The 24,933-nt window shown below is 69.9% G+C and carries 18 protein-coding genes; 10 read left to right on the top strand and 8 right to left on the bottom strand.

The features are described 5' to 3' along the window. Positions 1 to 147 precede the first annotated feature (147 nt). From ACTWQR_RS37540 to ACTWQR_RS37530, 3 genes are all read right to left on the bottom strand, one after another. Complete coding sequence (locus ACTWQR_RS37540) at positions 148 to 3,198, bottom strand: alpha-mannosidase (RefSeq protein ID WP_443231712.1); 3,051 nt, start codon at positions 3,196 to 3,198, stop codon at positions 148 to 150. Between the two features lie 37 nt (positions 3,199 to 3,235). Beyond that, positions 3,236 to 4,573, bottom strand: coding sequence for a 6-phospho-beta-glucosidase (locus ACTWQR_RS37535; protein ID WP_443231711.1), 1,338 nt, complete (start codon positions 4,571 to 4,573; stop codon positions 3,236 to 3,238). A gap of 70 nt (positions 4,574 to 4,643) precedes the next feature. Then, the gene (locus ACTWQR_RS37530; RefSeq protein WP_443231755.1) at positions 4,644 to 5,393 is read right to left on the bottom strand and encodes a DeoR/GlpR family DNA-binding transcription regulator; all 750 of its coding nucleotides are present in this window, start codon (positions 5,391 to 5,393) and stop codon (positions 4,644 to 4,646) included. Positions 5,394 to 5,521: 128 nt separating this feature from the next. On the opposite strand from ACTWQR_RS37530, the gene ACTWQR_RS37525 reads away from it, so the two are divergent. The 8 genes from ACTWQR_RS37525 to ACTWQR_RS37490 all read left to right on the top strand — a co-directional run bounded on the left by ACTWQR_RS37525 (position 5,522) and on the right by ACTWQR_RS37490 (position 17,286). Then, positions 5,522 to 6,547: a carbohydrate kinase family protein gene (locus tag ACTWQR_RS37525; protein WP_443231710.1), complete on the top strand. Its 1,026-nt coding sequence runs from the start codon at positions 5,522 to 5,524 to the stop codon at positions 6,545 to 6,547. Positions 6,548 to 6,594: 47 nt separating this feature from the next. After that, positions 6,595 to 7,881, top strand: coding sequence for an ABC transporter substrate-binding protein (locus tag ACTWQR_RS37520; protein WP_443231709.1), 1,287 nt, complete (start codon positions 6,595 to 6,597; stop codon positions 7,879 to 7,881). Next, on the top strand, positions 7,881 to 8,843 hold the full coding sequence (locus ACTWQR_RS37515) for a carbohydrate ABC transporter permease (RefSeq protein ID WP_443231708.1): 963 nt from the start codon (positions 7,881 to 7,883) through the stop codon (positions 8,841 to 8,843). Before ACTWQR_RS37520 ends, ACTWQR_RS37515 begins: the two co-directional genes overlap by 1 nt. Positions 8,844 to 8,858: 15 nt before the next feature. Then, entirely contained in the window at positions 8,859 to 9,746 is an 888-nt protein-coding gene (locus tag ACTWQR_RS37510) for a carbohydrate ABC transporter permease (protein ID WP_443231707.1), read from the top strand. Then, the gene (locus ACTWQR_RS37505) at positions 9,746 to 12,664 is read left to right on the top strand and encodes a glycoside hydrolase family 2 TIM barrel-domain containing protein (RefSeq protein WP_443231706.1); all 2,919 of its coding nucleotides are present in this window, start codon (positions 9,746 to 9,748) and stop codon (positions 12,662 to 12,664) included. The genes ACTWQR_RS37510 and ACTWQR_RS37505 overlap by 1 nt, the downstream gene beginning before the upstream one ends. A gap of 91 nt (positions 12,665 to 12,755) precedes the next feature. Next, positions 12,756 to 14,618, top strand: a complete 1,863-nt coding sequence (locus ACTWQR_RS37500) for a LamG-like jellyroll fold domain-containing protein (protein ID WP_443231705.1) — start codon at positions 12,756 to 12,758, stop codon at positions 14,616 to 14,618. Between the two features lie 68 nt (positions 14,619 to 14,686). Then, complete coding sequence (locus ACTWQR_RS37495) at positions 14,687 to 16,357, top strand: PHP domain-containing protein (RefSeq protein ID WP_443231704.1); 1,671 nt, start codon at positions 14,687 to 14,689, stop codon at positions 16,355 to 16,357. A gap of 107 nt (positions 16,358 to 16,464) precedes the next feature. Then, positions 16,465 to 17,286, top strand: a complete 822-nt coding sequence (locus ACTWQR_RS37490; protein ID WP_443231754.1) for a PaaX family transcriptional regulator — start codon at positions 16,465 to 16,467, stop codon at positions 17,284 to 17,286. Positions 17,287 to 17,379: 93 nt separating this feature from the next. Here ACTWQR_RS37490 and ACTWQR_RS37485 read toward each other — a convergent pair whose 3' ends face one another. From ACTWQR_RS37485 to ACTWQR_RS37470, 4 genes are read right to left on the bottom strand one after another with little or no spacing between them, the layout of a single operon-like run. Then, on the bottom strand, positions 17,380 to 17,835 hold the full coding sequence (locus ACTWQR_RS37485) for a MaoC family dehydratase (protein WP_443231703.1): 456 nt from the start codon (positions 17,833 to 17,835) through the stop codon (positions 17,380 to 17,382). Positions 17,836 to 17,890: 55 nt separating this feature from the next. After that, a complete protein-coding gene (locus tag ACTWQR_RS37480) occupies positions 17,891 to 19,396 on the bottom strand; it encodes an acyl-CoA synthetase (RefSeq protein WP_443231702.1) in 1,506 nt (501 codons plus the stop codon). 38 nt (positions 19,397 to 19,434) lie between these two features. Beyond that, positions 19,435 to 20,319, bottom strand: coding sequence for an amidohydrolase family protein (locus tag ACTWQR_RS37475; protein ID WP_443231701.1), 885 nt, complete (start codon positions 20,317 to 20,319; stop codon positions 19,435 to 19,437). 3 nt (positions 20,320 to 20,322) lie between these two features. After that, the gene (locus tag ACTWQR_RS37470) at positions 20,323 to 21,240 is read right to left on the bottom strand and encodes an SDR family NAD(P)-dependent oxidoreductase (protein ID WP_443231700.1); all 918 of its coding nucleotides are present in this window, start codon (positions 21,238 to 21,240) and stop codon (positions 20,323 to 20,325) included. 266 nt (positions 21,241 to 21,506) lie between these two features. On the opposite strand from ACTWQR_RS37470, the gene ACTWQR_RS37465 reads away from it, so the two are divergent. After that, positions 21,507 to 21,968, top strand: coding sequence for a MarR family winged helix-turn-helix transcriptional regulator (locus ACTWQR_RS37465; RefSeq protein WP_443231699.1), 462 nt, complete (start codon positions 21,507 to 21,509; stop codon positions 21,966 to 21,968). Positions 21,969 to 21,978: 10 nt separating this feature from the next. Then, complete coding sequence (locus tag ACTWQR_RS37460) at positions 21,979 to 22,755, top strand: IclR family transcriptional regulator (protein WP_443231753.1); 777 nt, start codon at positions 21,979 to 21,981, stop codon at positions 22,753 to 22,755. A 59-nt stretch (positions 22,756 to 22,814) separates the two neighbouring features. Here the strand turns inward: ACTWQR_RS37460 and ACTWQR_RS37455 are convergent, their stop codons facing one another. Next, the gene (locus ACTWQR_RS37455; RefSeq protein WP_443231698.1) at positions 22,815 to 24,584 is read right to left on the bottom strand and encodes a sulfatase-like hydrolase/transferase; all 1,770 of its coding nucleotides are present in this window, start codon (positions 24,582 to 24,584) and stop codon (positions 22,815 to 22,817) included. Between the last annotated feature and the right edge of the window lie 349 nt (positions 24,585 to 24,933).

Genomic DNA, 24,933 nt, shown 5'->3' with positions numbered 1-24,933 from the left:
TTTCTTTCTCACGCCTTGCCGCGCCATCCCAGGGGTACCGGGCAAACCGCAGGTGTCCAGCAGGGAACGCACCGTGGTCACGGCGGGCCTGAAACCCGCCGTGACCAGGGCTCTTACCGATTCCTTAATTCTTTGTGGAAATCGCGGTCAGTTCTTCCGCTTGGCCAGCCGGAGCGTCTGGATCTCGAAGGGGCGCAGCGACACCCGCACGGTGTCGCCGTCCGTCTCGGCCGCCGCGAGGGGCCGCTCCAGAAGGTCGGTGACCTGCGCTCCGGCCAGTGGGAAGCCGGTGCGCAGGACGCCCTGGGCCCGGCCGCCGCAGGACTCGTAGAGGCGTACGACGACATCACCCGAGGCGTCGTCGGCGAGCTTGACCGCCTCGATGGTCACGCCCTCGCCGTCCACGGACACGACCGGTTCAGGCGTGCCCGCCGCGTCCGCCACGCGCAGCGGCAGGTTGAGGGCGTAGCCCTCCGCGACCGCGTCCGCGATGGTGGCGCCCGGCAGCAGCGCGTAGGTGAAGCGGTGCTTGCCCTGGTCGGCCTCCGGGTCCGGGATGCGCGGGGCGCGGACCAGGCTGAGGCGGACCGTGGTGGTCGTGCCGCCGTCCTCCCGAACCGTGCGGGACACGTCGTGGCCGTAGGTGGAGTCGTTGATGACCGCGACGCCGTAGCCGGGTTCGCCGATGTGGACCCAGCGGTGGCCGGAGACCTCGAAGCGGGCCGCCTCCCAGCTCGTGTTGGTGTGCGTGGGCCGCTGGATGTGGCCGAAGGCGATCTCCGCGGACGAGTGGGCCGCCCGGATGTCCACCGGGAAGCCCGCCTTGAGGAACTTCTCGGCCTCGTGCCAGTCGATGTCCGTCTCGAAGTCGATGCGCGGGCTGCCCGCGCGCAGGCTGATCGTCTGGGTGAGGCGCGAGCCCTTGCCGAAGGAGCGCTCCACACGGATCGCGCCCCGCAGCGGGTCCTCCTCGACCACCGTCACGGACTCCGCCTCCAGCAGGTCCGTGTAACGGTTCTTGTAGTGCTTGTCGACGTCCCAGGCGTCCCAGTAGTTCGGGAGGTCGGTGTGCAGGCGGAGCAGGTTGCCCTTGTCGGCGAGGACCTCACGGCCGCCCGCCCGCAGGTCGCGTACGGAGGCCAGGGTGCCGTCCTCGGCGACCTCGACGCGGACCAGGCCGTTGTCGAGGACGCGACCGGCGACCGTCACCGGCTGGGGTCCCTCACCGGCACCGAGGGGCGCGCTGCCGTTCGCCGGGACGACGGTGTGGGCCAGGGAGCCGTCGGCGGTCCGTACGACTTCCCGGCGCTCCACCGGGCTCGTGTTGAAGACGCGTGTGCCGCCCGCGCCGAGTGCGGTGATCGCCTCCGCGGTGAGTTCCTCGACCTCCTTCGCCACCCTCGCGTACTCGGCCTCCGCCTCCCGGTGCACCCAGGCGATCGAGGACCCCGGCAGGATGTCGTGGAACTGATGGAGCAGGACCGTCTTCCAGAGCCGGTCGAGCTTCTCGTGCGGGTAGGAGTAGCCCGGCGCGTGCAGCGCGGCCGTCGTGGCCCACAACTCGGCCTCGCGGAGCCTGTGTTCGCTCCTGCGGTTGCCCTGCTTGGTGCGGGCCTGCGAGGTGTAGGTGGCGCGGTGCAGCTCCAGGTAGAGCTCGCCGACCCAGACCGGGGCGTCCGGGTACTCCTCGCGGGCCTTGGCGAAGAACTCGTCGGGGTGCTCGACGACGACCTTCGGCGAGCCCTCCAGGTCGGCGAGCCTGCGCGCCCGTTCCATGATCTCGCGGGTGGGACCGCCGCCGCCGTCGCCCCAGCCGAAGGGGGCCAGGGAGCGTGTGGCGGCGCCCTTCTCCTGGTAGTTGCGGGTGGCGCGGGCCATCTCCTCGCCGCTGAAGCGGGCGTTGTAGGTGTCGACCGGCGGGAAGTGCGTGAAGATCCGCGTGCCGTCGATGCCCTCCCACCAGAAGGTGTGGTGCGGGAACTTGTTGGTCTGGTTCCATGAGATCTTCTGAGTGAGGAACCACTCGTTGCCGGCGAGCTTGGCGAGCTGCGGGTAGGCCGCGGTGTAGCCGAAGGAGTCCGGCAGCCAGACGCCCTTGGTCTCGACGCCGAAGTGCTCGATGAAGAACCGCTTGCCGTGGATGAGCTGACGGGCGACGGCCTCGCCGCCGGGCAGGTTGCCGTCGGCCTCGACCCACATGCCGCCGACCGGCGCCCACTGGCCCTTCTTGACCGACTCCTGGATGCGGGCCCACACCTTGGGGTAGTTGTCGCGCACCCACTCGTACTGCTGGGCCTGGGAGCAGGCGAAGATGAAGTCGTCGTACTCGTCGGCGAGCGAGGTGACGTTCGAGAAGGTGCGGGACGTTTTGCGCTTGGTCTCGCGGATCGGCCAGAGCCAGGCCGAGTCGATGTGCGCGTGGCCGACGCCGGAGACGATGTGGGCGCTGGCGTTGGCGGGCTTGGACAGGGCGGGCTTCAGCGCGGCCCGTACGTCCGCCGCCGAACCGGAGACGTCGTCGAGGTCGACCAGGTCCATGGCCCGGTCCAGGGTGTGCATGATCTCGTGACGGCGCGGGTCGTGCTCGCCCAGCTCCAGCATCAGCTCGCGCAGCACCTGGATGTCCAGGTCGAGATGCCAGACCTCCTCGTCGAGGACGGCGATGTCGGCGCGCTGGAAGGTGTAGAGCGGCTTGTCGCCCGCGGTGAGGATGTCACCGAAAGGTGTGGTCTTCGAGAAGTTGTCGGCCAGGATGTCCGGGTTGGAGGCCGCTTCCACCAGGTAGTCGATCTGCTCGCCGCCGGTGGCGGGGTTGGCGATCGCCACGTACTGGTTGAGCGGGTTGACGGCCTTCAGAGGCGTCCCGTCCGCGAGGTGGACGAGCGCCTCGGCCTGGTTGCCGGGCCAGTCGCCGACGAAACCGAGGTCGATGACGGCCTCGACGCGCTTGCCGGCCCACTCGGCGGGCACCTGTCCGCGCATCCGGAACCAGGTCGTGCCCCAGGGCGGGCCCCACGGGGTGTCCATGGCGAAGGGCGCGTACGAGGCGGACGCGGCCTCCTCGAAGGAGACCGGCTCCCCCGGCGCCTGCCAGGCCTCTACCTCGAACGGTACGGCGGCGGCGTAGATGGCGGGCTTGATGCGCTGGTCGTGGACGCGCTGGACGCGCTCCTCGATCCGGCGGCTTTCGTCATGCATGTGCGGGTCTCCTCGGGAGGATCAACTTCAGGAGGCTCTACTTCAGGTACGCGAGGCCCGGGTGGGCGGCGGTGTAGCCCTCGACGAGGCGACGGGCGACGTTCACGGAGTCGACGAGCGGGTGCAGGGCAAAGGCTTTCACAGCCGTCGTCCGGGAGCCCGACTCGGCCGCGGCGAGCACCTCGCGCTCGACCGCCTTCACCGCGCACACCAGACCGGTCGCGTGGTCCGGGAGCGGGGAGACGGCGACCGGATGCGCCCCGTTGGCGTCGACGACACACGGCACCTCGATGACGGCGTCCGTGTCGAGCACCGAGAGGGTGCCTTGGTTCCGGACGTTGAGGATCAGCGTGGTGCGCTCGTCGCGGGCGATGGCCCGCATGAGGGCGAGCGCCACCTTCTCGTAGCCGCCGGAGAGGTCGTCGGCGTCGCGCTCGCCCGCGCCGGCCGCGTCCCGGTTCTCGGACATGTACGTGGCCTCGCGCTCGGCGCGCGTCCGGTCCCAGGCGGTCAGGGCGGAGGCGTCCGCGCGGCGCATCTCCTCGTAGAAGCGGGCCTGCTGGTCGCGCAGGAAGGCGCCGCGGGTCTTCTCGGTCTCCTGGTAGGCGCGGACCGTTTCCCGGTTGAAGTAGTAGTAGTGCAGGTATTCGTTCGGGATCGCGCCGAGGGACTGGAGCCATTCGGTGCCGAAGAGCTTGCCCTCCTCGAAGGAGCCGAGGAGGTCCGGGTCGGCGAGCAGCCGCGGGAGCTCGTCGCGTCCGGCGACGCGCAGGCCGCGTACCCAGCCGAGGTGGTTGAGGCCGACGTAGTCGATCCAGGCCTCGCGCGGGTTGGCGCCCAGGACGCGGGCGATCCGGCGGCCGAGTCCGACGGGTGAGTCGCAGATGCCGATCACGCGGTCGCCGAGGTGGCGGGACATGGCCTCGGTGACCAGGCCGGCCGGGTTGGTGAAGTTGATCAGCCAGGCGTCGGGGGCGAGGCGGGCCACCCGCCGCGCGATGTCGACGGCGACCGGGACCGTGCGCAGGCCGTACGCGATGCCTCCGGCGCCGACCGTCTCCTGGCCGAGGACGCCCTGGTCGAGGGCGACCCGCTCGTCCGCCGCGCGGCCTTCGAGGCCGCCGACACGGATCGCGGAGAAGATGAAGTCGGCGCCGCGCAGCGCTTCGTCGAGGTCGGTGGTGGCGGTCACGGCGGGCGCGTCCGGGACACCGGCCGCCTGCTCGGCGAGGACCCGGGCGACGGCCGACAGCCGCCCCGCGTCCAGGTCGTGCAGCACGACGTCGGTGACGCGGCCCTCGGCGTGGTCCCCGAGGAGCGCCCCGTACACGAGCGGCACCCGGAACCCGCCGCCGCCCAGAATCGTCAGCTTCACGCAACTGCCCTTTCGATGTTCATCGGGGTCCTCGACGTCATCGAGGTCCTCGTGCCGGCGCGCACGCCGCTCACGTCAGCACCACGCGCACGCCCGCCTCTTCCAGGGCGGACCGCGTCCCGGCGTCCGCCGGTCCGTTGGTCACCACCACGTCCAGTTCCTCGGGCCCGCAGACCTTCGCCATCCCCGTCCCCGGGAACTTGGCGCGGTCGGCGAGCAGCACGACCCGGTCGGCCGCCTTGATCATGGCCCGCTTGACCGGCACCTCGACGACCGTGGTGTCCATCACCTGCCCGCCGGGCCGTACTCCACTGGTACCCAGGAAGAGCCAGTCCGCGTGCAGCTGGCGCAGGTTGTCCTCGGTGAGGAAACCGACCAGGGAGCGGTACTCGCGGCGGACCATGCCGCCGAGCAGCACCAGCTCGATGCCCTCGTCGTCCACGAGCTCCTCGTAGACCACCAGGTTGCTGGTGATCACGGTGATCCGGCGGCCGTGCAGCTGCCGGGCCAGCCGGTACGCGGTGGTACCGATGTCGAGCAGCACCGACTGGCCGTCCTCGACCATCGAGGCGGCACGCTCGGCGATGGCGTCCTTCTCGCCCACGCGCACCTCGGCGACCTCGGCGAAGGGCTGGTCGCCCTCCTCGGCGACCGCCCCGCCGTGGACGCGGGTGAGCAGGCCTTCCTCCTCCAGTTTCAGCAGGTCACGCCTGACTGTGGCGGGGCTCACGCCCAGCTGCTCCGAGAGGTCGGTCACTGCCGCGGGGCCTCCGGAGCGCAGGGACCGCAGGATGAGTTGATGTCGTCGCTCTGCCAGCACGACGTGAACAGTACTCGTCATTGCCAATCATTTCCATGCGCAGTTCTGCTCGACTCTTGCCAAATCAGCCAGAGGCGCGCACGATCCTGTCCACGAAATTGAAGAGTTTTGACGAGAGGATTGTGCTCGTGGGCGACGAACGGCCCGATGTCCTGCTGACCGGGCTGCTCTTCTACGACCTCGTCCTGACCGGACTCGGCAAGCCGCCGACCCCCGGCGAGGAGATCTGGACCGAAGGGATGGGCACGAGCCCGGGCGGGATCGCGAACCTGGCCGTGGCCACGGCACGTTATGGCCTGAAGACATCCCTGGCCACGGTGTTCGGCGACGACTACTACGGCGCGTACTGCCGTGACGTCCTCGCCGGCCAGGAGCACATCGACCTCTCGCTGTCCCGTACGGCGGACGGCTGGCACACCCCCGTCACCGTCTCGCTCGCGTACGGCCACGACCGGGCCCTGGTCACCCACGGCCAGGAACCCCCGTACTCGCAGGACGCGCTGATGGGCGACCCGCCGGCGGCGCGCACGGCCCTCGTGCACATCGAGGCCGAACCGCGCGAGTGGCTCGCCAAGGCGGCGGCGAACGGCACGAAGATCTACGCGGACGTCGGCTGGGACCCCACCCAGCAGTGGTCCTCGGACCTCCTCGACCAGCTCGCCCTGTGCCACGCCTTCCTCCCGAACGAGGGCGAGGCGACCGCCTACACCCGCACCGACACGGCGGCCGACGCGCTCGCCAAGCTCTCCGACCTGGTGCCCGTGGCCGTGGTCACCCGCGGCGGCGACGGCGCGGTGGCCGTCGACCAGACCACGGGCGAGTACGCCGACGTACCCGCCCTGGACATCGACGTCCTGGACGCGACGGGCGCCGGAGACGTCTTCGGCGCGAGTTTCGTCGCCGCCTCGCTCGACGGCTGGCCGCTCGAGGAGCGGCTGCGCTTCGCGGTGCTCGCCGCCGGACTCTCCGTCCAGCGGCACGGCGGGGCGCTGGCCGCGCCCGGCTGGTACGGCGTCCACGAGTGGTGGCAGACGGTCGAAGACCCGGAACTGCGACGCGCGTACGGCTTCCTCGCCGACCGCATACCCGCAGACCCCGGACCGCCGGCCCGCCACGCCCCGGTGACCCCACCGGCTCCCACCCGGCAGTACTGATCTCCCCCCACGCGAAGACCGAACACATTCGAAAGGCGGTGGGAGCTGTGCGGCTCTCACGAAGGGGCCTGCTGCGCGCGGGCCTGGCCGGCACGGCCGCCACCGCGCTCGGCGGCCTGACCTCCGGCTGCGGCGTTCCGACCGGCTCGACCGGCCGGAACATGGTGCTGTGGTACTGGAGCGGCGGGCTGAGCCCCAAGGTCGTCCAGGACGCCGAGGCCCGCTACGACAGCGCGGTGAACCTGCAGGCCATCCAGATCGGCGGTTACTACCGCTCGAAGCTGATGACCACGATGACCGGGCGCGCCCACATCCCGGACATCGCCGGGCTCAAGGGCGAGGACATGGCCCAGTACCTGCCGAACGCAGACCAGTTCGTGGACCTGCGCACGCTCGGTGCCGAGAAGCTCAAGGACCAGTACCTGCCCTGGAAGTGGGACCAGGGCATCGCCGATGACGGCTCGATGGTGGGTTTCCCCATCGACTGCGGTCCGGTCGCGCACTACTACCAGCCCGCCACCTTCGATAAGGCCGGACTGCCGTACGAGCCCGAGGACGTCTCCAGGGAGCTGGACACCTGGGAGAAGTTCATGACGGCCGGCGAGCAGCTCAAGAAGCGCGCCCCCGGGTCGTTCATCCTCACGGACGCCCTCGGCATCTACGGCATCTCGGTCAACCAGTCGACCAAGCGGTTCGTCGACAAGGACCGGAACTTCATCGGCGACCAGGAGCATGTGCGCATCGCCTGGGACCGGGCCGTCGAGGCCACCCGCCGCGGCCTGGTCTCGAAGATCATCAACGGCACGCCGGACAACATCTCGGCCACGGAGCGAGGCTTGCTGCCCAGCCAGCTGAACGCTTCCTGGGCGGCCGGTGACATCAAGCTCAACACGCCGAAGACCAAGGGCAAGTGGCGGGTGGCCAACTGTCCGGGCGGCCCGTCGAACATCGGCGGCTCGTTCCTGGCGATCACCAAGGCCTGCCGGGACCCGGAGAAGGCCTTCGAGATGATCACCTGGATGCTCAACGCCGAGAACCAGGCCCAGGGCTTCGTCGACTCGGTGCTGTTCCCGTCGACCCCGGCCTCGTACGACCTGAAGAAGCTGCGCGAGCCGGACCCGTTCTTCGGCGACCAGATCACCATGGACGTCTTCGGCCCGGCGGCGGAGAAGATCCCGGTCGCCTACAACAGCCCGTACGACGTCGCGCTGAAGACCCCGATCGACGACGAGCTGAAGAACTTCTCCGTCCTCGGCAAGGACCCCGAGAAGGCCTGGAAGGACGCCATGAGCAAGTGCCGGCGTATCGCCGACCACCTGGGGGTGAGCTACTGATGGCTACCGCACCCGTGCTGGAGACACCCCCGCCGCCCGTGGCCGAGCCGCCGGCGGTCCAGCCCAAGAAGGGCATCCGGAGCTACTGGCGGCTGTACGCCGCGATCTCCCCCTTCTACCTGCTGTTCCTGGCCTTCGGCCTGATCCCGGTCGGCTTCTCGCTGTACCTGTCGTTCCATCGCTGGGACGGGCTCGGTTCGATGGAGTTCGCCGGTCTCTCGCAGTACCGCTATCTGATCTCCGACACCCAGTTCTGGGACTCGATCGGGAACACGCTCATCATCTGGGCACTGGCCACCATCCCGATGATCTTCCTGGCGATGGTCACGGCCGTGATGCTCAACTCGGCGGTCCGCTTCAAGAACGTCTACCGCTTCGCCTTCTTCCTGCCGAACGTCACCTCGATCGTGGCCGTCGCGATCATCTTCGGCTCGGTCTTCTCCACCAACTTCGGCCTGATGAACGCCCTGTTGCAGGCGGTCGGCCTGGACCAGGTGGCGTGGCTGAACACCCCCTGGGGCATCAAGGTCGCCATCGCCACGCTCATGACCTGGCAGTGGACCGGCTACAACGCGATCATCTTCCTCGCGGGGCTCCAGACGATCCCGGGCGAGCTGTACGAGGCGGCGCGCATGGACGGCGCCGGGCCCGTGCAGACGTTCTTCCGCATCACGCTGCCGATGATGCGTCCGGTGCTGCTCTTCGTGCTCGTCATCTCGACCGTCACCGGACTGCAGACGTTCTCCGAACCACAGGTGCTGCTGCAGACCACCGACAACAACTCGTCGTTCGCGGGCGGTCCGGGCCACTCCGGCCAGACCATGGTCCTCTACTTCTTCCAGCAGACCTTCGACAACAACGACTTCGGCTACGGCGCCGCCGTGGCCTGGGGCATCTTCCTCGTCGTCATCATCTTCTCGATCATCAACTGGCGCCTGGTGCAGCGCCGGGGCGAAGACTAGGGAGGCCCCGTCACCATGGCATCCATCAAATTCGGTACACGTTCCGGCGCATCCGGCACACGTTCCGGCCAAGGCATCAAGGGCGACCAGCGCAGGGGCATCGCCCTCCACTTCTCGCTGATCATCGGCCTGCTGCTCTCGGTCTTCCCGTTCTACTGGGCCGTGATCATGTCGACGCACTCGTCGACCGAGATCTTCTCCTACCCGCCGAAGCTGCTGCCGGGCACGCACTTCCTGGAGAACGTCCGCAGTCTCTTCGACAACATCGACTTCTTCGGATCGATGTTCAACTCTCTGCTGGTCGCGACCTCGGTGACCTTCCTGGTCCTGTTCTTCGACTCGCTGGCCGCGTTCGTCTTCGCCAAGTTCCAGTTCCCGGGCCGCCGGATGCTGTTCGCGGGGATGATGGCGATCTTCATGGTCCCCGCGCAGCTCCAGGCCATCCCGCAGTTCGTCATCATGGCGAAGCTGGGCTGGATCGGCTCCATGACCGCGCTGATCGTGCCGGCCGCGGCGAACGCGTTCGGCATCTTCTGGATGCGCCAGTACATGAAGGGCGCGATCCACGACGAGCTGCTTGACGCCTCGAAGATCGACGGGGCGAGTTTCCTGCGCCAGTACTGGCACGTGGCGCTCCCGGTGGTCCGCCCGGGTCTGGCCTTCCTGGGCATCTTCACCTTCATGGGCCAGTGGAACGACTACGCCTGGCCGCTGATCGCCCTCACCAACCCGGACAACGTGACACTTCAGGTCGCACTGTCACAACTCAACGGTGTCCATGGCACGACCGACTACGGAATGGTCATGACGGGCGCGCTCCTCGCGCTGATCCCCCTGCTCATCGTGTTCGCGATCGGCGCCAAGCAGATCATCGCGGACCTCGGCAAGGGAGCCATCCGCTGATGCGACGCGATCACCTGATCGCCCTGCGCCCCTGGGAGACACCGGAGGTGACCTCCTGGGGGCGGCTGCCGATGAACGCGGTGGACCGGCGCTCCGGCGCGCTGTCCCTGGACGGCTCCTGGCACTTCCAGCTGCTGTCCTCCCCCAGCGGCTGCTCCGGCGAGTGGACGCGGATCGAGGTGCCGGGCGCCTGGACGATGCAGAGCACCGACGACCTGCCGCAGTACACCAACGTCCGGATGCCGTGGAGCGACTTCCCGCCCGGCTCGCCCGCCGCGAACCCGACGGGCATATACGAGCGTTCGGTGGACATACCCGCCGACTGGGCCGGACGCCGGATCGTGCTCCAGGTGGGCGCCGCCGAGAGCGTGCTCCTCGTCCACGTGAACGGCAAGCCGGTCGGCGTCTCCAAGGACTCCCACCTCGCGGCCGAGTTCGATCTCTCCGGCCTGGTACGCCCCGGGGACCCCGCCACCGTGCGGTTCACCGTCATCAAGTGGTCCGACGCCTCGCACATCGAGGACCAGGACCAGTGGTGGCACGCGGGCATCACCCGTTCCGTGCTGCTGTACGCCACCGACCCGCTGCATCTCGCCGACGTGAGCGTAAGGGCGTGGCGGGACGGGCGGCTGCGGGTCGACTGCCAGGTGCGGGACGCGTCGGGACCGCTGCCCGAGGGCTGGTACGTCACCGGTTCGCTGGAGGGTCAACTCCTCGTCCAGGACACCGAGTTCGACCGTCTCAACGCCGAGGACGAGCGGGTGTCCGACTTCCTCGGCGAGGCCCGGCTGCGGACGACCGTACGGGACGTGCGCGCGTGGACCGCCGAGACGCCCGAGCTGTACGGCCTGACCGTGCGGCTGCACCGCGCCGACGGCTCGGTCGCCGACACCTCCCACCACCGCGTCGGTTTCCGGGACGTCGAGATCCGCGGCCGGGATCTGCTCGTCAACGGTGAGCGCGTCTTCATCCGGGGCGTGAACCGGCACGACTTCCACCCGCTGACCGGGCGCACGGTCACGGCGGACGACATGCGCGCCGACCTGGTCGTCCTGAAGCGCTTCGGCTTCAACGCGATCCGCACCGCCCACTACCCGAACGACCCGACACTCCTCGACCTCGCCGACGAGCTGGGCTTCTACGTCGTGGACGAGGCGAACATCGAGTCGCACGACCACGCCCACGAGATCGCCGACGACCCCCGCTATCTGGGCGCCTTCGTGGACCGGGTCTCGCGCATGGTGCTGCGCGACAAGAACCACCCCTGCGTCATCGTCTGGTCGCTCGGCAACGAGTCCGACTACGGCGCGAACCACGACGCGGCGGCGGGCTGGGTACGCCGCCACGACCCGACCCGGCCCATCCAGTACGAGGGCGCGGCCAAGCTCGGCTGGGCGGACCCGACGGTCGCCTCGGACATCGCCTGCCCGATGTACGCGCCGATCGAGGACTGCGTCGACCACGCCCTGTCCGGGACACAGACCAAGCCGCTCATCCAGTGCGAGTACTCGCACGCCATGGGCAACAGCAACGGCACGCTCGCCGACACCTGGGCCGCCATCGAGTCCACCCCGGGACTTCAGGGCGGCTTCATCTGGGAGTTCTGGGACCACGGCATTCTCCAGATCGTGAACGACGGAAGACCGGCCGGACGCGCCGGCACCGGCCGTTATGACAACGGTGTCGCCGCGCCCGGCCTTCGCTGGGCGTACGGCGGCGACTTCGGCGAGACGGTCCATGACGGGGCGTTCATCGCCGACGGCGTGGTGTTCCCGGACCGCACGCCCAAGCCCGTGATGTACGAGCACCGCGAGATCGCCGCGCCGGTGCGGCTCACGTACGACCAGGGAGTCCTCCTGGTCCACAACCGGCAGCACTTCCGCGGCCTGGAGTGGCTGACCGCCGAGTGGCACCTCGTGCGCGCGGACGGCGGTACGGAGACGGTGCCGGCCGAGCTTCCGGACGTACTCCCCGGTGAGTCGGCGGCGGTTCCGCTGCCGTTCGCGCTTCCCGACGGCGAGGCCTGGCTCACGCTGCGGGTCACGACGGCGGACGACGAGGCGTGGGCGCCGCGCGGCACGGAGGTGTGCCTGCCACAGGTCCGGCTTCGGGCGGCGGCGGTCGCCGAAGCACCGCCCGAGCACGCCTCCGACGCGGCCGTCACCCTGGACGAGGACGCGCTGCTGGTCCATCCGCTGCTGCCGTCCGCGCCCGTGCTCTCGCTGTGGCGGGCGCCCACCGACAACGACGACATCGGCGGCATGGCGGCCCGCTGGCGCGACTGGGGACTCGACGCGCTCGTACGCAAGGTCCTGGACGTACGCCGTGAGGGCGCGCGGGTCGTCGTGCTCGCCGAGTACGCGACCGGAGCCGGCCCCGTGCGCCATGAGCAGGTGTTCACGCCGGTCGCGGGCGGGCTCCGTATCGAGGAGTCGGCCGAACTTCCGGACGGGCTCGACGACGTGGCGCGGGTCGGCACGGTCTTCGAGACGGTCGCCGGGCTCGACGTCCTGGAGTGGTACGGGCAGGGGCCCTGGGAGTCCTACCCGGACCGGAGCGCGGGCGCGCCCGTGGGGCATCATTCGCTCGCCGTGGACAAGCTGTTCACTCCCTATCTGCGGCCGCAGGAGAGCGGCGGCCGGCACGGTGTGCGCCGGTTCACGCTGTCGGCGCCGGACGCCACGGGGCTCACCGTCGAGCTCGGGGCGCCGAGCCAGGTCTCCGTCAACCGCTACCGGGCGCAGGACCTCGCCGCCGTCGCGCACCACGACGAGTTGGCGGCGCGGTCCGGCTGTGTCGTGCACCTCGACGCCGCGCACCGCGGGCTCGGCACGGCGTCGTGCGGGCCCGACACCTCGGCGCGGTATCTCGTCGCGCCGGGCATCCACCGCTGGGTCTGGACCCTGCGCGTGCTCTGACCCCCGGTTACGCAACCCTGCTTACGCCGCCTCCCTCATCACGCCGCCCCCCTCAAGCCCCCTTCCGCGCATATCACTTCACGGAGCAGACGTGTGCAATTCGCATGAGCACGACCCGGCGGCCGAGGCCGAGCAGGCCGGCGCCGGCAGACGGAACTTCCTGCGGGCGACCGCGCTGATCGGCGCCGCAACGGCGGCCGTCGCGCTGCCGACCGCCACCGCCCAGGCGGCGCCACAGGCGGCGCCCGCTTCGAAGGTCCGCTGGAGACCCGACGCCGACAGCAGCCGCTTCACGTTCGTCGTGATGCCCGACACGCAGTACCTCTTCGACGGACCGAGCATCAACCCCGCCCCGATCGAGGCGTCGCTGCGCTACATCCTGGAGCAGGGGAAGGACGAGAACATCGTCTTCCTCTCGCACCTGGGCGACATCACCGAGAACGGCGCGCAGGCCGAAGTAGCCGCGGCGAGCAAGGCGTTCGAGCTGCTCGACCGTCGGGGCGTGGGCTACAGCGTGCTCGCGGGCAACCACGACGTCCGGTCGTCCACCGACGACCAGCGGGGCCCGACCCCGTACCTGGAGGCCTTCGGCCCGCAGCGGTTCAAGGACAAGTCCACCTTCGGCGGCGCCTCGCCGGACGGCTACAACACCTTCCACCTCTTCAAGGCCGCCGGCCGGCAGTGGCTCGTCCTCGCCCTGGACTGGCGGCTGTCCGCGAAGGGGTACGCATGGGCCAAGGACGTCATCGCGCAGCACCCGAAGACGCCGGTCATCCTCACCACCCATGAACTGCTCTACGAGGACGACACCCTCTCCACGTACGGACAGCAGCTCTGGGACCGGCTGGTCAAGGAGCACGACCAGATCTTCCTCACCCTCAACGGGCACAACTGGCCGGCCGGCCGCGCCCTGCGCAAGAACGCGGCCGGGAACGACGTCCACCTGCACCTGACGAACTATCAGAACCGGTACTACGGCGGCGCCGCGATGATCCGCCTGTACCGCTTCGACCTCGACCGGGACACCATCGACGTCGAGACGATCTCCCCGTGGATCCTGGGCCGGGCCGGCGACGGCCTCAACGAGCTGGAGCGGGAGGAGATCGAACTGTCCGGCCCCGAGGACCGGTTCTCGGTGGCCATCGACTTCGAGAAGCGCTTCTCCGGCTTCGCCCCGGTGCCCGTGCGGGGGCCCCGGCCCGTCTCCGAGATGCTGGTGCGGGGGACGGCCGCGTACTGGCGCTTCGACGGGCACGCCGAGGGCGCGGCCATGGACGGCACGGTCCGCGACCTGTCGGGACGCGGCAACGACCTGACCGTGGTCAAGGTCGCCGACGGCGCCCTCACCTGGTCGTCGGAGCACCACCCCGACCAGCCGGGACACGGCAGCCTGTTCTTCCACGGCGACAAGTCGCCGCTGCGGGGCGCCTATCTGCGGACTGTCGAGAACGCCCCGCTCAACTCGGCGACGTTCAGCCGTGGTTACACCTTCGAGGCCTTCTACCAGCTGCCCGCCGACTGGGACGCGTCCCGCAACGCCTGGGGCGGACTGGTCAGCCGCACCGGTACGGGCGGGGCGGCGGGCAAGACGGAGGGCGACCCGGACGAGCCGCTCGCCACGCTGTCGCTCTCCGACGGCCCCGGCCCGCAGTGGGCCGTGCGGCCGCTCAACCAGGAGGGCATCGCCACCAACTGGGGCGACGAGACGCGCCCGGAGGTGTGGTGGCACGTCGCCGTCGTCAACGACGGCTCGCACACCACGCTGTACGTCCAGGGGTGCCCGGTCGCCCGCAATCCCACCGCGCGCTCCGTGGGGCTCACCTCGGTCGGGCTGCCGTGGCTGCTCGGCGGCTACGAGTACGGCGGAAAGATCGACCAGATCCTGCACGGGCGGCTCGGTGACGTGCGCATCGTCGAACGGGCCCTGCCGATATCGGCGTTCATGAACCACTGAAACACCCTCAAACCCCATCCACCCCCCATGCTCGACGCGTATCCGACTCTTTGAGAAGGAGATCACCCATGTCCGAGCAGCAGCTGCCCAGTTGGGCGGATCCGTCCGTCTCCCCCGCCGCCCTCGATCCGCAAGGCCTCTCCAGACGTCAGCTCATGCGCCGCGCGGGCCTGTTCGGCGCCGCCTTCGCCGTCGGCCCGCTCGCCGCACCCGCGGCGGCGAGCGACACACGCCTGGGCGGCAACGACCCCCGCCTCGCCTACCTCGTCGGCGACCACCACCTCCACACCGTCTACAGCCACGACGCGAAGTACACGTTCGACCAAATCGCCCAGGGGGCCGCCGAGTACGGCCTCGACTGGATGGTGTTCAACGAGCACTCCAACTTCGGGCACGCCCAGTTCGGGGCGAAGGCGGAGCACGAGGAGATCCTCAAGGCGCGCGCCGCGAACCCGCGTCAGCTGATCTTCCAGGGCCTGGAGTGGTACATCCCGGGCGCCGAGCACTGCACGATCTTCGCGGCGCCGGGTCCCCACGAGGTCGACCTCCTCACCCAGTTCGAGCTGGCCTACGACGGCAAGCTGCTGGGCTACACGGCGGGTGGCCCGGGCCACCCCGACACCCCGCGCAACGAGGCGCACGCCGTCAAGGCCATCAAGTGGCTCGCCGAACAGCGCCGCACCGGATACGTCGACGACGTACTGGTCTTCGCCAACCACCCGATGCGCCTGGGCATCGACTCCCCGCACGAGATGCGGGGCTGGCGGGACGCCGCCCCCGAGATCATGATCGGCATGGAGGGCGCGCCCGGAGCACAGGGTGGCGGCATCCCCGGCTGGCGCGGTCCGACGTCGATACGCGGCGAGTACGAGAACAAGCCGTCGGAGAACTCCTGGCCCGCTTACCCCACGGACGGGTACCTCACGTACGGCGGCTTCGACTGGATGACGGCCACCGTCGGCGGCATGTGGGACGCCATGCTCGCCGAGGGCAAGCTGTTCACGATCACCACCAACTCCGATGTGCACCGCGTGGTGTTCGACACCTGGAAGAACGGTGACTGGCTGCCCGGCCAGACCTTCGACAACACCGGCCGGCTGCCCGACCCGGTGAACACCACCGAACCGCAGCCGGGCGGCGACTTCTGGCCCGGCCAGTTCAGCCGCACCCATGTGGGCGTGACCCGCTACGGCTACCGCTCGGTGATGGCGGGCCTGCGCGCGGGCCGGGTCTGGCTCGACCACGGGCATCTGCTCGACGGACTCGACGTACGGCTGAAGCGGTCCCGCGACGTCGGCCCGGGCGTCACTCTGGGCGGCCGCCTGCGCGTGCGCCCCGGGGACAAGCTCACCCTGAACGTGACCGTGACCACGGCCTCGCGCCCCAATCCGCACGACATCCTGCCCGAGCTCGCCCACGTCGACGTGATCCGCGGCGCGGTACGCGGACCGGCCGCCGACCGGGACGACTGGCGGGCGCCCGACACGAAGGTCGTGCACACGGCCGACGTGTCCGGCCGCAAGGGCACGTACACCCTGCGCATTCCGCTGGTCGCCGGCGACGAATCCTTCTACGTGCGGCTGCGCGGCAGCGACGGCAACCGACACGGCGCCGGGTACCTGGGTGCCTCGATCGACCCCCACGGGCCGATCGCGCACGAGCCCGGGAACGGTGACCCGTGGATCGACACCTGGTTCTACTCGAACCCCGTGTTCGTGGAGGTGGCGGGAGGCCACTGAGAAGGGTGCGGGCGAGGCCGGTGAGGGAGGTACGGGAGCGGCATGTGAGCCCGTACCTCCTGGTCACAAGCTGATCGGCCTGGCGTACCGTGGGCCGGGTGACCACGGTGACCACTGACGAGGCGCTGCGACCCCAGTCCCTCATGCTGTCGTTCCTGGGCGACCAGGTGCTCGGCCGTGACGTCTGCGTGTACTCCGGGAGCGTCATCGACGTCTTCGGACGCGCGGGCGTCGGCGAACACGCGACCCGCTCGACGCTGACCCGCATGGTGGGCCGCGGCCTGCTGCGACGGCAGCGCGAAGGGCGGCGCATGTACTTCGGACTGACCGAGCGCTCGGAGGCCGTGCTGCGCGACGGCGAGCAGCGGATCTGGGAGGCGGGGGCGGTCAACCGCCACTGGGACGGCACCTGGACGCTGCTCGGCTTCTCCCTGCCCGAGTCCTGGCAGCGTCAACGGCACGATCTGCGCGCGCAGTTGACCTGGACCGGCTTCGGCCCGCTGTTCGGCGGACTGTGGATCGCACCCGGCGAGGTCGACGTGTCCACGCTCGTCGCCGAGCTCGGTCTGTCCGCCCATGTGAAGGTCTTCCGGGCCCACGCGGACGCGGGCATGGACATCGGCGCGATGATCGAGGAGACCTGGGAGCTGGGCGAACTGGCCGCGCGCTACGAGGTGTTCGTGCGCGGCTGGCAACACTGGGAGACGACGACACCCGAGCCCGACGAGGCGCTGGCGCTACGGCTGCGCCTGTCGACCCAGTGGCTCCAGGTCATCCGGCAGGATCCGCGGCTGCCGGTCAAGCATCTGCCGGACGACTGGCCCGCGGAGCAGGCCGAGAAGACGTTCCGGACGGTGTACGACCGCCTGACCCCGCTGGCGCGGGAGTCGGCGGAACGGCTTCTCGACTTGGTGCCGGTACGGCCCTGAAAGGGGCGCGGGGCTGTGACATTTGCGGCTCCGCCGCGGGGCGCGACCAGCCACAACGAACCCGCGGACATAGTCGGCGAACCAGCGGAGCGCTTACGCGTAGAAGCGGGACAGGCTCTGCAGCACGGCCGCAGGCTTCGCTCCGCCCTCGACCTCGACCGTGCCGTCGACCGTGATCTGCACGCCACCCTTCACATCCTCGACCTCCACCAGCTTCGCGACCAGCCGGATGCGGGAGCCGACCTTCACGGGCGAGGGGAAACGCACCTTGTTCAGCCCGTAGTTGACCTTGGTCGTGACGCCCTGGACGTCCAGCAGCTCGGTGAACAGCGGAATGAAGAGGGAGAGGGTCAGGTAACCGTGGGCGATGGGCGCCCCGAACGGTCCCTCCTTGGCCTTCTCCTCGTCGACGTGGATCCACTGGTGGTCCCCCGTGGCATCGGCGAAGGTGTTGATGCGCTCCTGCGTGACGTCGATCCACTCGCTGGTGCCGAGGTCGCTGCCGGCGAGCTTCTTGAGTTCGTCGATGCCGTTGACGGTGATGCTCATATGGCTTTCCTTAGATGGGAGTTGAGGCCAAGCGTTCGGGGCCGAGAGTTCGGGGCTAGGAGCTGGTGCCGTACCGCTTGCGGACACGGGCCTTGAGGAGCTTGCCGGAGGCCGTGCGCGGCAGCTCGTCCGCGACCACCACCGACTTCGGGATCTTGTACTTGGCGAGGCGTCCGGCCAGCGTCGCGAGGACCTCGTCGGGGTCGAGGCCCGCGCCCTCCCGGGGCACGACGACCGCGCGCGGCACCTCGCCCCACTTGTCGTCGGCGACACCGATGACCGCGCACTCGACGATGTCGGGGTGGGCGAGGAGCTGGTCCTCGATCTCGGCGGGATAGATGTTCTCGCCGCCCGAGATGATCATGTCTTTCATGCGGTCGACGATGAAGACATAGCCGTCCTCGTCGATCCGGGCGGCGTCCCCGCTGCGGAACCAGCCGTCGCCGAACACGGCGGCGGTCTCCTCGGGCAGCCCCCAGTAGCCGGGCATGACGTGCGGCCCGCGCACGACCACTTCGCCCGTCTCGCCGACCTCGACCGGCGTGAAGTCGGGCCGTACGACGCGTACGTCGCTGAAGAAGTGCGGCACGCCCGCCGATCCCGCCTTGGCGACCGCGTGTTCGGCGTCCAGGAAGAGCGTGCCGGGCGCCGCCTCGGTCATGCCGTACCCCTGGAGGAAGGTGAGCCCTCGTTCCTGGTACGCGGTGATCAACGGCGTCGGCACGGGTGAGCCGCCGCAGGTGAGGATGCGCAGCGAGGACAGGTCGGCGTCGGCCCAGCGGGGATGGCGGGCCACCTGGTCGAACATCGTCGGCACCCCGAACATGAAGGTGATCCGGTGCCGTTCGATCAGGTCGAAGGTTGCCGCCGGGTCGAAGGCCTCGACCAGGACGCAGGTGCCGCCCTTGAGGAGGACCGGCAGGGTGAGCATGTTCAGCCCGGCCGTGTGGAACAACGGGGCGGAGACCAGGGCGCGTTCGTCGGCGATCAGGTCGTGGTCGACGAGGACGTTGACCGCGTTCCACGTCAGATTGCCGTGGGTGAGCATCGCGCCCTTGGGGCGGCCCGTGGTGCCCGAGGTGTACATGATGATGCAGGTGTCGTCGGCGGTGACGGGCTGGTCGATCGGCTCGGCCGACGCTCCGGCGACCAGCCCCTCGTAGTCGGCGCCCACTTCGATGTACGTACGCACATCGCTGTTGCCCGGCAGTCCCGCGACGAGCCCCGCGAACGACGGTGCGTACACGAGGGCCTTCGCGCCCGAGTCCGCGAGCTGGTAGGCGATCTCGGGTCCGACCAGGCGGGTGTTGAGCGGCACGAAGACCGCGCCGAGGGTGCCCGCCGCGAACAACGTCTCCAGGTACGAGGGGTGGTTCGGGCCGAGATAGGCGATCCGGTCGCCGCGCCGGACACCGGCCGCGCGCAGGGCGTGCGCGAGGCGGGTGGTGCGCTCGTGCAGCCGGGCGTACGTGACCGTGGTGTCGCCGTGGATCAGCGCGGTGCGCTGCGGGGTCTTTCGGGCCCGGCGAGCGGGCCAGGACCCCAGTCCCTCATTGCGCATGTCCGTGCCCCTGTCCTTCGTCGCACATGGGGTGCCCCTTATGCCTTCGTCAGCCCGAGCAGACGGGCCGCGTTCTCCTTGAGGATCTTCGGCCTGACCTCGTCCTTGATGGGGAGCTTCGCGAAGTCGGCCAGCCAGCGGTCCGGCGTGAGGACCGGGTAGTCGGAGCCGAACAGCACCTTGTCCTTGAGCAGCGTGTTCGCGTACTGCACGAGCTGCGGCGGGAAGTACTTCGGCGACCAGCCGGACAGGTCGATGTGCACGCCCGGCTTGTGCGTGGCCACCGCCAGCGCCTCGTCCTGCCAGGGGAAGGACGGGTGCGCCAGGATGATCTTCATATGCGGGAAGTCGGCGGCGACGTCGTCCACGTGCAGGGGGTTGCTGTACTTCAGCCGGATTCCGCCGCCGCCCGGGACACCCGCGCCGATGCCGGTCTGACCGGTGTGGAAGAGCGCGATGGTGCCGGTCTCCTCGATCACCTCGTACAGCTCGTACGCGACCGAGCGGTCGTTGGGGAAGAAGCCCTGGATGTTGGGGTGGAACTTGAAGCCCTTCACCCCGTACTCCTCGACCAGCCGGCGGGCCTGCTTGACGCCGGCCCTGCCGCGGAAGGGGTCGATCGAGGCGAAGGGGATCAGCACGTCCGGGTTGGCGGCGGCCGCCTCGGCGACCTCCTCGTTCGGGACGGGCTCGGTACCGGTGGCGGACTCGGCGTCCACCGTGAAGATCACGGCGGCCATCTTCCGCTCGCGGTAGTACGCGGCCGTCTCCTCCAGGGTCGGCTTCCGCTTGCCCTCGACCTTGAAGTACGCGCTGGAGGCGTCGTGCAGGTCGTCGTCCAGCGAGGACGTGCCCTTGGAGGAGATCTCGGCGTGGGTGTGGACGTCGATCGCGACGAGTTCCTCGACGTTGAGGGTCGTCATGGCTTACGCCTCCGGGAACTTCGGGGCGGGGATGCCGACGGTCTGCGGCTCGGCGCCCAAGGAGGTCGGCCAGGCGTCGGCGAGGGTGTCGGGGGACCAGCCACCGTCAGCGTACGCCGCCTTGATCTCCTGGGGGTGGGACCAGAGGGTCACCTTGTCGCCGCCGATGCCGATGGCCTGGCCTGTCACGCCGCGAGCGGCCTCGGAGGCGAGAAACGGGACCAGTGCGGCGCAGTCCTCGGGGCTGCCGAAGCCCTCGCCCTTGCGGAGGAAGTCCGGCAGCGGCTCGCCCTGCTTCATGGCCTCGATGTAGGGGGCGAAGGCCGGGATGGTCTCGGTCATCGCGGTGGCGGCCACGGGCACGATCGCGTTGACGGTGATGCCGGCGCGGCCCAGCTCCATCGACCACGTACGGGCCATGGCGGCGATGCCTGCCTTGGCGGCGGAGTAGTTGGTCTGGCCGAAGTTGCCGCGCTGTCCGGCCGGGGAGCCGACCAGGATCAGGGTGCCGCCCTCGCCCTGCTCGCGCATGCGCACGGCGGCGGCGCGGGCGCAGGTGAAGGTGCCCTTGAGGTGGGTGGTGATCACCGCGTCGAAGTCCTCGTCGGTCATCTTCCACAGGACCTTGTCGCGGAGGATGCCCGCGTTGGTGACCAGGATGTCGAGGCGGCCGAACTCCTCCACCGCGCGGTTGACCAGCCGGTCGGCGGCCTCGCTGGTGCCGACCGGGACCACCTCGGCCACGGCGGTGCCGCCCTCCTGGGTGATCGCCTTGACGGCCTGCTCGGCGACGGCCTCGTCCACGTCGTTGACGACCACGGAGGCGCCTGCGGCGGCGAGGGCGTGCGCATAGGCCAGGCCGAGGCCACGGCCCGAGCCGGTGACGACGGCGACCTTGCCGGTGAGATCGATGCTGGGCACGACGGTGTCCCTTCGAGAAACAGACTTCAAACAGGCTTCGAGCAGACAAACAGGCTTCAAGCGGACTTCGAGCAGCAGATGCGGCTGCGAATCGCGACATGGCCGCGACCCTGAGATAGAAGCTAAGGACAATAATTGTTGACGTCAATAGTTGTTGCTCACTCGTCCGTGCGTCATGCTGTGCTCAGTACGTACGAACCGCCCCGCCCGGGGCCCGGCCCAGGGAGCCCGTCATCGCAGGCCAGCAGCACGCCACAGAAAATGCCGTGGGCCCTGCCCCCATCGACGACCAGGAGCCATGGATGCGCGGACTGCACGCGGACACCGGCTACCTGATGTACCGGCTGGGGCTGCGTTCCGGGCAGCTGTTCAACACGTTCCTCCAGGAGTCGGGGCTGCGACTGCGCCACTACGCGCTGCTGCGCTTCCTGGCCACCTCGGAGGGCGCGCTCCAGCGGGAGCTGAGCTCGCGGCTCGGCTACGACCCGAGTGCGATCGTCGGCCTGGTCGACGACCTGGAGAAGCTGGGTTTCGCCGAGCGCCGCCCCTCCCCCGACGACCGCCGCAGCCGCACAGTGGTCCTGACCAAGGACGGCCGCGCCTTCCTCAGGGACACCGACGAGGCGGGCCTGCGCGTGACGAACGACCTGCTGCATCCCCTCGACCCCGCCGAGCGGGACGTACTGCACGGCCTGCTGCAGCGGGTCGCCGAGGCCGAGCTGAGCTGATGCCATGCCCATGACCGCGGATGCCGTTCCGCCGCAGTCCGCGCGCTCGGCGCCCGACCGCCTCCTCGCCGTGCTCGCCGCCTTCGACCACGACCACCCGGCGCTCTCCCTCACGGACATCAGCCGCCGGGCCGGGCTCTCCCTCACCACCGCGCACCGGCTCGTGGGCGCGCTCAGCGACTGGGGCGCCCTGGAGCGCGACGCGTCCGGGGTGTACCACGTGGGCCTGCGCCTGTGGGAGGTCGCGGCGCTCTCCCCGCGCGGCCTCGCACTGCGGCAGATCGCGCTCCCGTATCTGGAGGACCTCTACGAAGCCACGCACGAGAACGTGCAGTTGGCGGTCCGCGACGGCTCCGAGGTCGTGTACATCGAGTGGATCTCCGGGCGGTCGGCGGTCGGCGTCCACATCCGGGTGGGCGCCCGCTGGCCCCTGCACGCCACCGGGGTGGGCCTCGCGCTGCTCGCGCACAGCGAGGCGGCGTTCCAGGAGACGTACAGCGGCAAGCCGCTCGCCCGGTTCACCCCGCACACGATCACGGACCCGGCCACCCTGCGCCGCGTGCTCGCCGAGGTCCGGCGCTCGGGCGTGGCGGTGAGCAGCCGCCAGGTCACCGACGACGCGCTGTCGGTGGCCGCACCGGTCCGTGGGGCCGGTGGCTCCGTGATCGCGGCCGTCTCGGTCGTGGTGCCCGAACGAGACGCCCAGACACCGGCGTTGATCCCGGCGGTACGGCTCGCGGCGCGCGGGATCTCACGGGCGCTGGGGTGGCAGCCCGAGCCGTCCTGAGGGCTCGGGGTCGGAGTCGGAGTCGGGATCGTGGTCGGAGGGGAGTTCGACGTCAGGGCCTAGACGGACGCGTGGGCCGTGTACGTCACCGTGGCGCCCACGTGGGTGGCGGTGCCACGGCAGGTGAACCAACCGCCCTTGCCTGTTGGCGTGACCGTCCAGCGCGCCGTGAGGCGAGCGCCGGCGGCGAGACGGTCCGCGGTCACCGGGTCAAGTTCCCGCGCGCGCCAGCCACTTGGGGGCTCGAGGACGAGCCGGGCCGCGGTCCACGGCTTGGCGGAGCCGTTCGCGAGGGTGGCCGTGACGGTGAACTCGCCGTCCTTGGGGGTCACTTCGAGTGTGACGCCGAAAGGCTTGCGCTCATAGGTGTCCACCCACGACGAGCGCATCAACTTCACCATCGCGTCGGCCTCGGCGGGCCGTGCGGCGGCGAGGTCGTCCTGCTCGCCGGGATCCCTGGCGAGGTCGTACAGCTCGACGTCCCAGCGGTCGTCGGGCGCCCGCCGGTTCTGGCCCGGTGCGAACCGCACCGCCTTCCAGTCGCCCCGGCGCAGCGCCTCCGCGAGCCGCCGGCCCCGGCCCTGGTCGACGGCGTTGGCACGCGGGGTCATGCCGTTGTGGTTGCGGTAGAAGTACAGGCGGTCGTGGCGGGCGGCGTTCGTGCCGCCGCGCAGCAGCGGTGCGAGGGAGAGACCGTCGACGTCCGACGGGGCGGGCGCGCCCGCGAGTTCGGCCAGCGTCGGCAGTAGGTCGGTGTGCGGTGTCGGGCGGTCCGTGGTGCCGGACGGCACGCGCTTCGGGGACCAGGCGATGAGCGGGACGCGGATGCCGCCCTCGTACAGATTGCGCTTGTAGCCGCGCAACTCGCCGTTGCCGTCGAAGAGGTCGGGGTCGGTGCCGCCCTCCTCGTGCGGGCCGTTGTCGCTGGTGACGAGCACGAGGGTACGGTCCGCGATGCCGAGCGCCGCCAGCCGGTCGGCAACCTTGCCGACGAGTGAGTCGAAACCGCTGACCTGCGCGGCGTGCGCCTTGTTCGGGTGCGTCCAGGGACGGTCGGCGTACTCGCCGAGCTCCGGGTCGCGACTCGGCGCGTGGGGCACCGTCGGGGCGAGGTAGAGGAGGAAGGTCTCGTCCTTGTGCCTGTCGATGAAGTCCAGGGACCGGCGCTCAATGAGGTCGGGGGCGTAGACCTGCCTGGCCCCGTCCTTGTTCCCGGGGATCTCCTCGCGGGTCTCGTTCCGCCACAGATACGTCGGAAAGTAGTCGTGCGCGTGGCGGTGCGAGATATACCCGTAGAACTCGTCGAATCCACGGTGGTTGGGGTGGCTCGGCTGATTCGGCTCCTCGGGCCCGAAGCCCCATTTGCCGATCAGTCCGGTGCGGTAGCCGCAGGCCCGCAGCGCCTCGGCGAAGGTGAAGTCCCGGTCGGTGAGGCGGCCTTGGCCACCGGGTCCGTACGGGTTCTCGCGTACGGTCGCGTGACCGCTGTGCAGACCGGTGAGCAGGGAGCAGCGCGAAGGGGCGCAGACCGGTGCGGCCGCATAGGCGTCCGTGAAGCGCAGGCCCTCGGCGGCCATGGCGTCCAGTCGCGGGGTGCTGATCAGTTTCTGTCCGTACGCGCCGATTTCGCCGTAGCCGAGGTCGTCCGCCAGGATCACGACGAAGTTGAGCCCGTTCGCGGGGGACTGCGCCACGGGCAGGACCGCGGCCTGTGGTCTCGCCGCGTCGTCCGGGCTCTCCTCGCCCTCATCCGCGGTGCAGGCCGCTGCCGTCCCGGTGACGCCGAGCGCGGCGGCGGACCCGGCGATGAAGCGGCGACGACTGGGCATACGGGGCTCTCCTGTGCGGTGATGAAGGGTCGGGTGTGACCTATGAGGAAGGGGACACTCGGCGCAAGACCAGGCACAGGGTATGAAGCCCTTGTTCCGGCAGGTGGTCGGGGGTGCGCATACGTGGATCACGGCGTCCGCACGACGCTGTGCGGACGCTCGTCCCTAGAGAGGGGGAAAAGGGTCCGCCGGTTCCCCGCCGCCCGGGGATATCCCCCTCATCGGTGAGGATTTGGCCAGAAAACGGCTCAATAGTGGGACAGGCCTTGCCCCCAGGGCCGTATGCGTCCGCTCGGTCCTGGAAACCCGAAAGGCGCAGGGCGATCGGACCCGCATGTTCATGCGGGTC

Origin of the sequence: Streptomyces sp. 2A115 (assembly GCF_052245575.1) — a bacterium.
Classification (GTDB): Bacteria; Actinomycetota; Actinomycetes; order Streptomycetales; family Streptomycetaceae; genus Streptomyces.
Note: the sequence above shows the minus strand (reverse complement) of the source record. Positions and strands in the feature narration are given on the sequence as shown.

Bases quoted from the DNA above. Each gene is read 5' to 3' on its own strand.
- ACTWQR_RS37460 (WP_443231753.1), top strand. From the start codon at position 21,979: ATGACCGCGGATGCCGTTCCGCCGCAGTCCGCGCGCTCGGCGCCCGAC.
- ACTWQR_RS37505 (WP_443231706.1), top strand. From the start codon at position 9,746: ATGCGACGCGATCACCTGATCGCCCTGCGCCCCTGGGAGACACCGGAG.
- ACTWQR_RS37495 (WP_443231704.1), top strand. From the start codon at position 14,687: ATGTCCGAGCAGCAGCTGCCCAGTTGGGCGGATCCGTCCGTCTCCCCC.
- ACTWQR_RS37455 (WP_443231698.1), bottom strand. From the start codon at position 24,584: ATGCCCAGTCGTCGCCGCTTCATCGCCGGGTCCGCCGCCGCGCTCGGC.
- ACTWQR_RS37480 (WP_443231702.1), bottom strand. From the start codon at position 19,396: ATGCGCAATGAGGGACTGGGGTCCTGGCCCGCTCGCCGGGCCCGAAAG.
- ACTWQR_RS37510 (WP_443231707.1), top strand. From the start codon at position 8,859: ATGGCATCCATCAAATTCGGTACACGTTCCGGCGCATCCGGCACACGT.
- ACTWQR_RS37540 (WP_443231712.1), bottom strand. From the start codon at position 3,198: ATGCATGACGAAAGCCGCCGGATCGAGGAGCGCGTCCAGCGCGTCCAC.
- ACTWQR_RS37485 (WP_443231703.1), bottom strand. From the start codon at position 17,835: ATGAGCATCACCGTCAACGGCATCGACGAACTCAAGAAGCTCGCCGGC.
- ACTWQR_RS37475 (WP_443231701.1), bottom strand. From the start codon at position 20,319: ATGACGACCCTCAACGTCGAGGAACTCGTCGCGATCGACGTCCACACC.
- ACTWQR_RS37515 (WP_443231708.1), top strand. From the start codon at position 7,881: ATGGCTACCGCACCCGTGCTGGAGACACCCCCGCCGCCCGTGGCCGAG.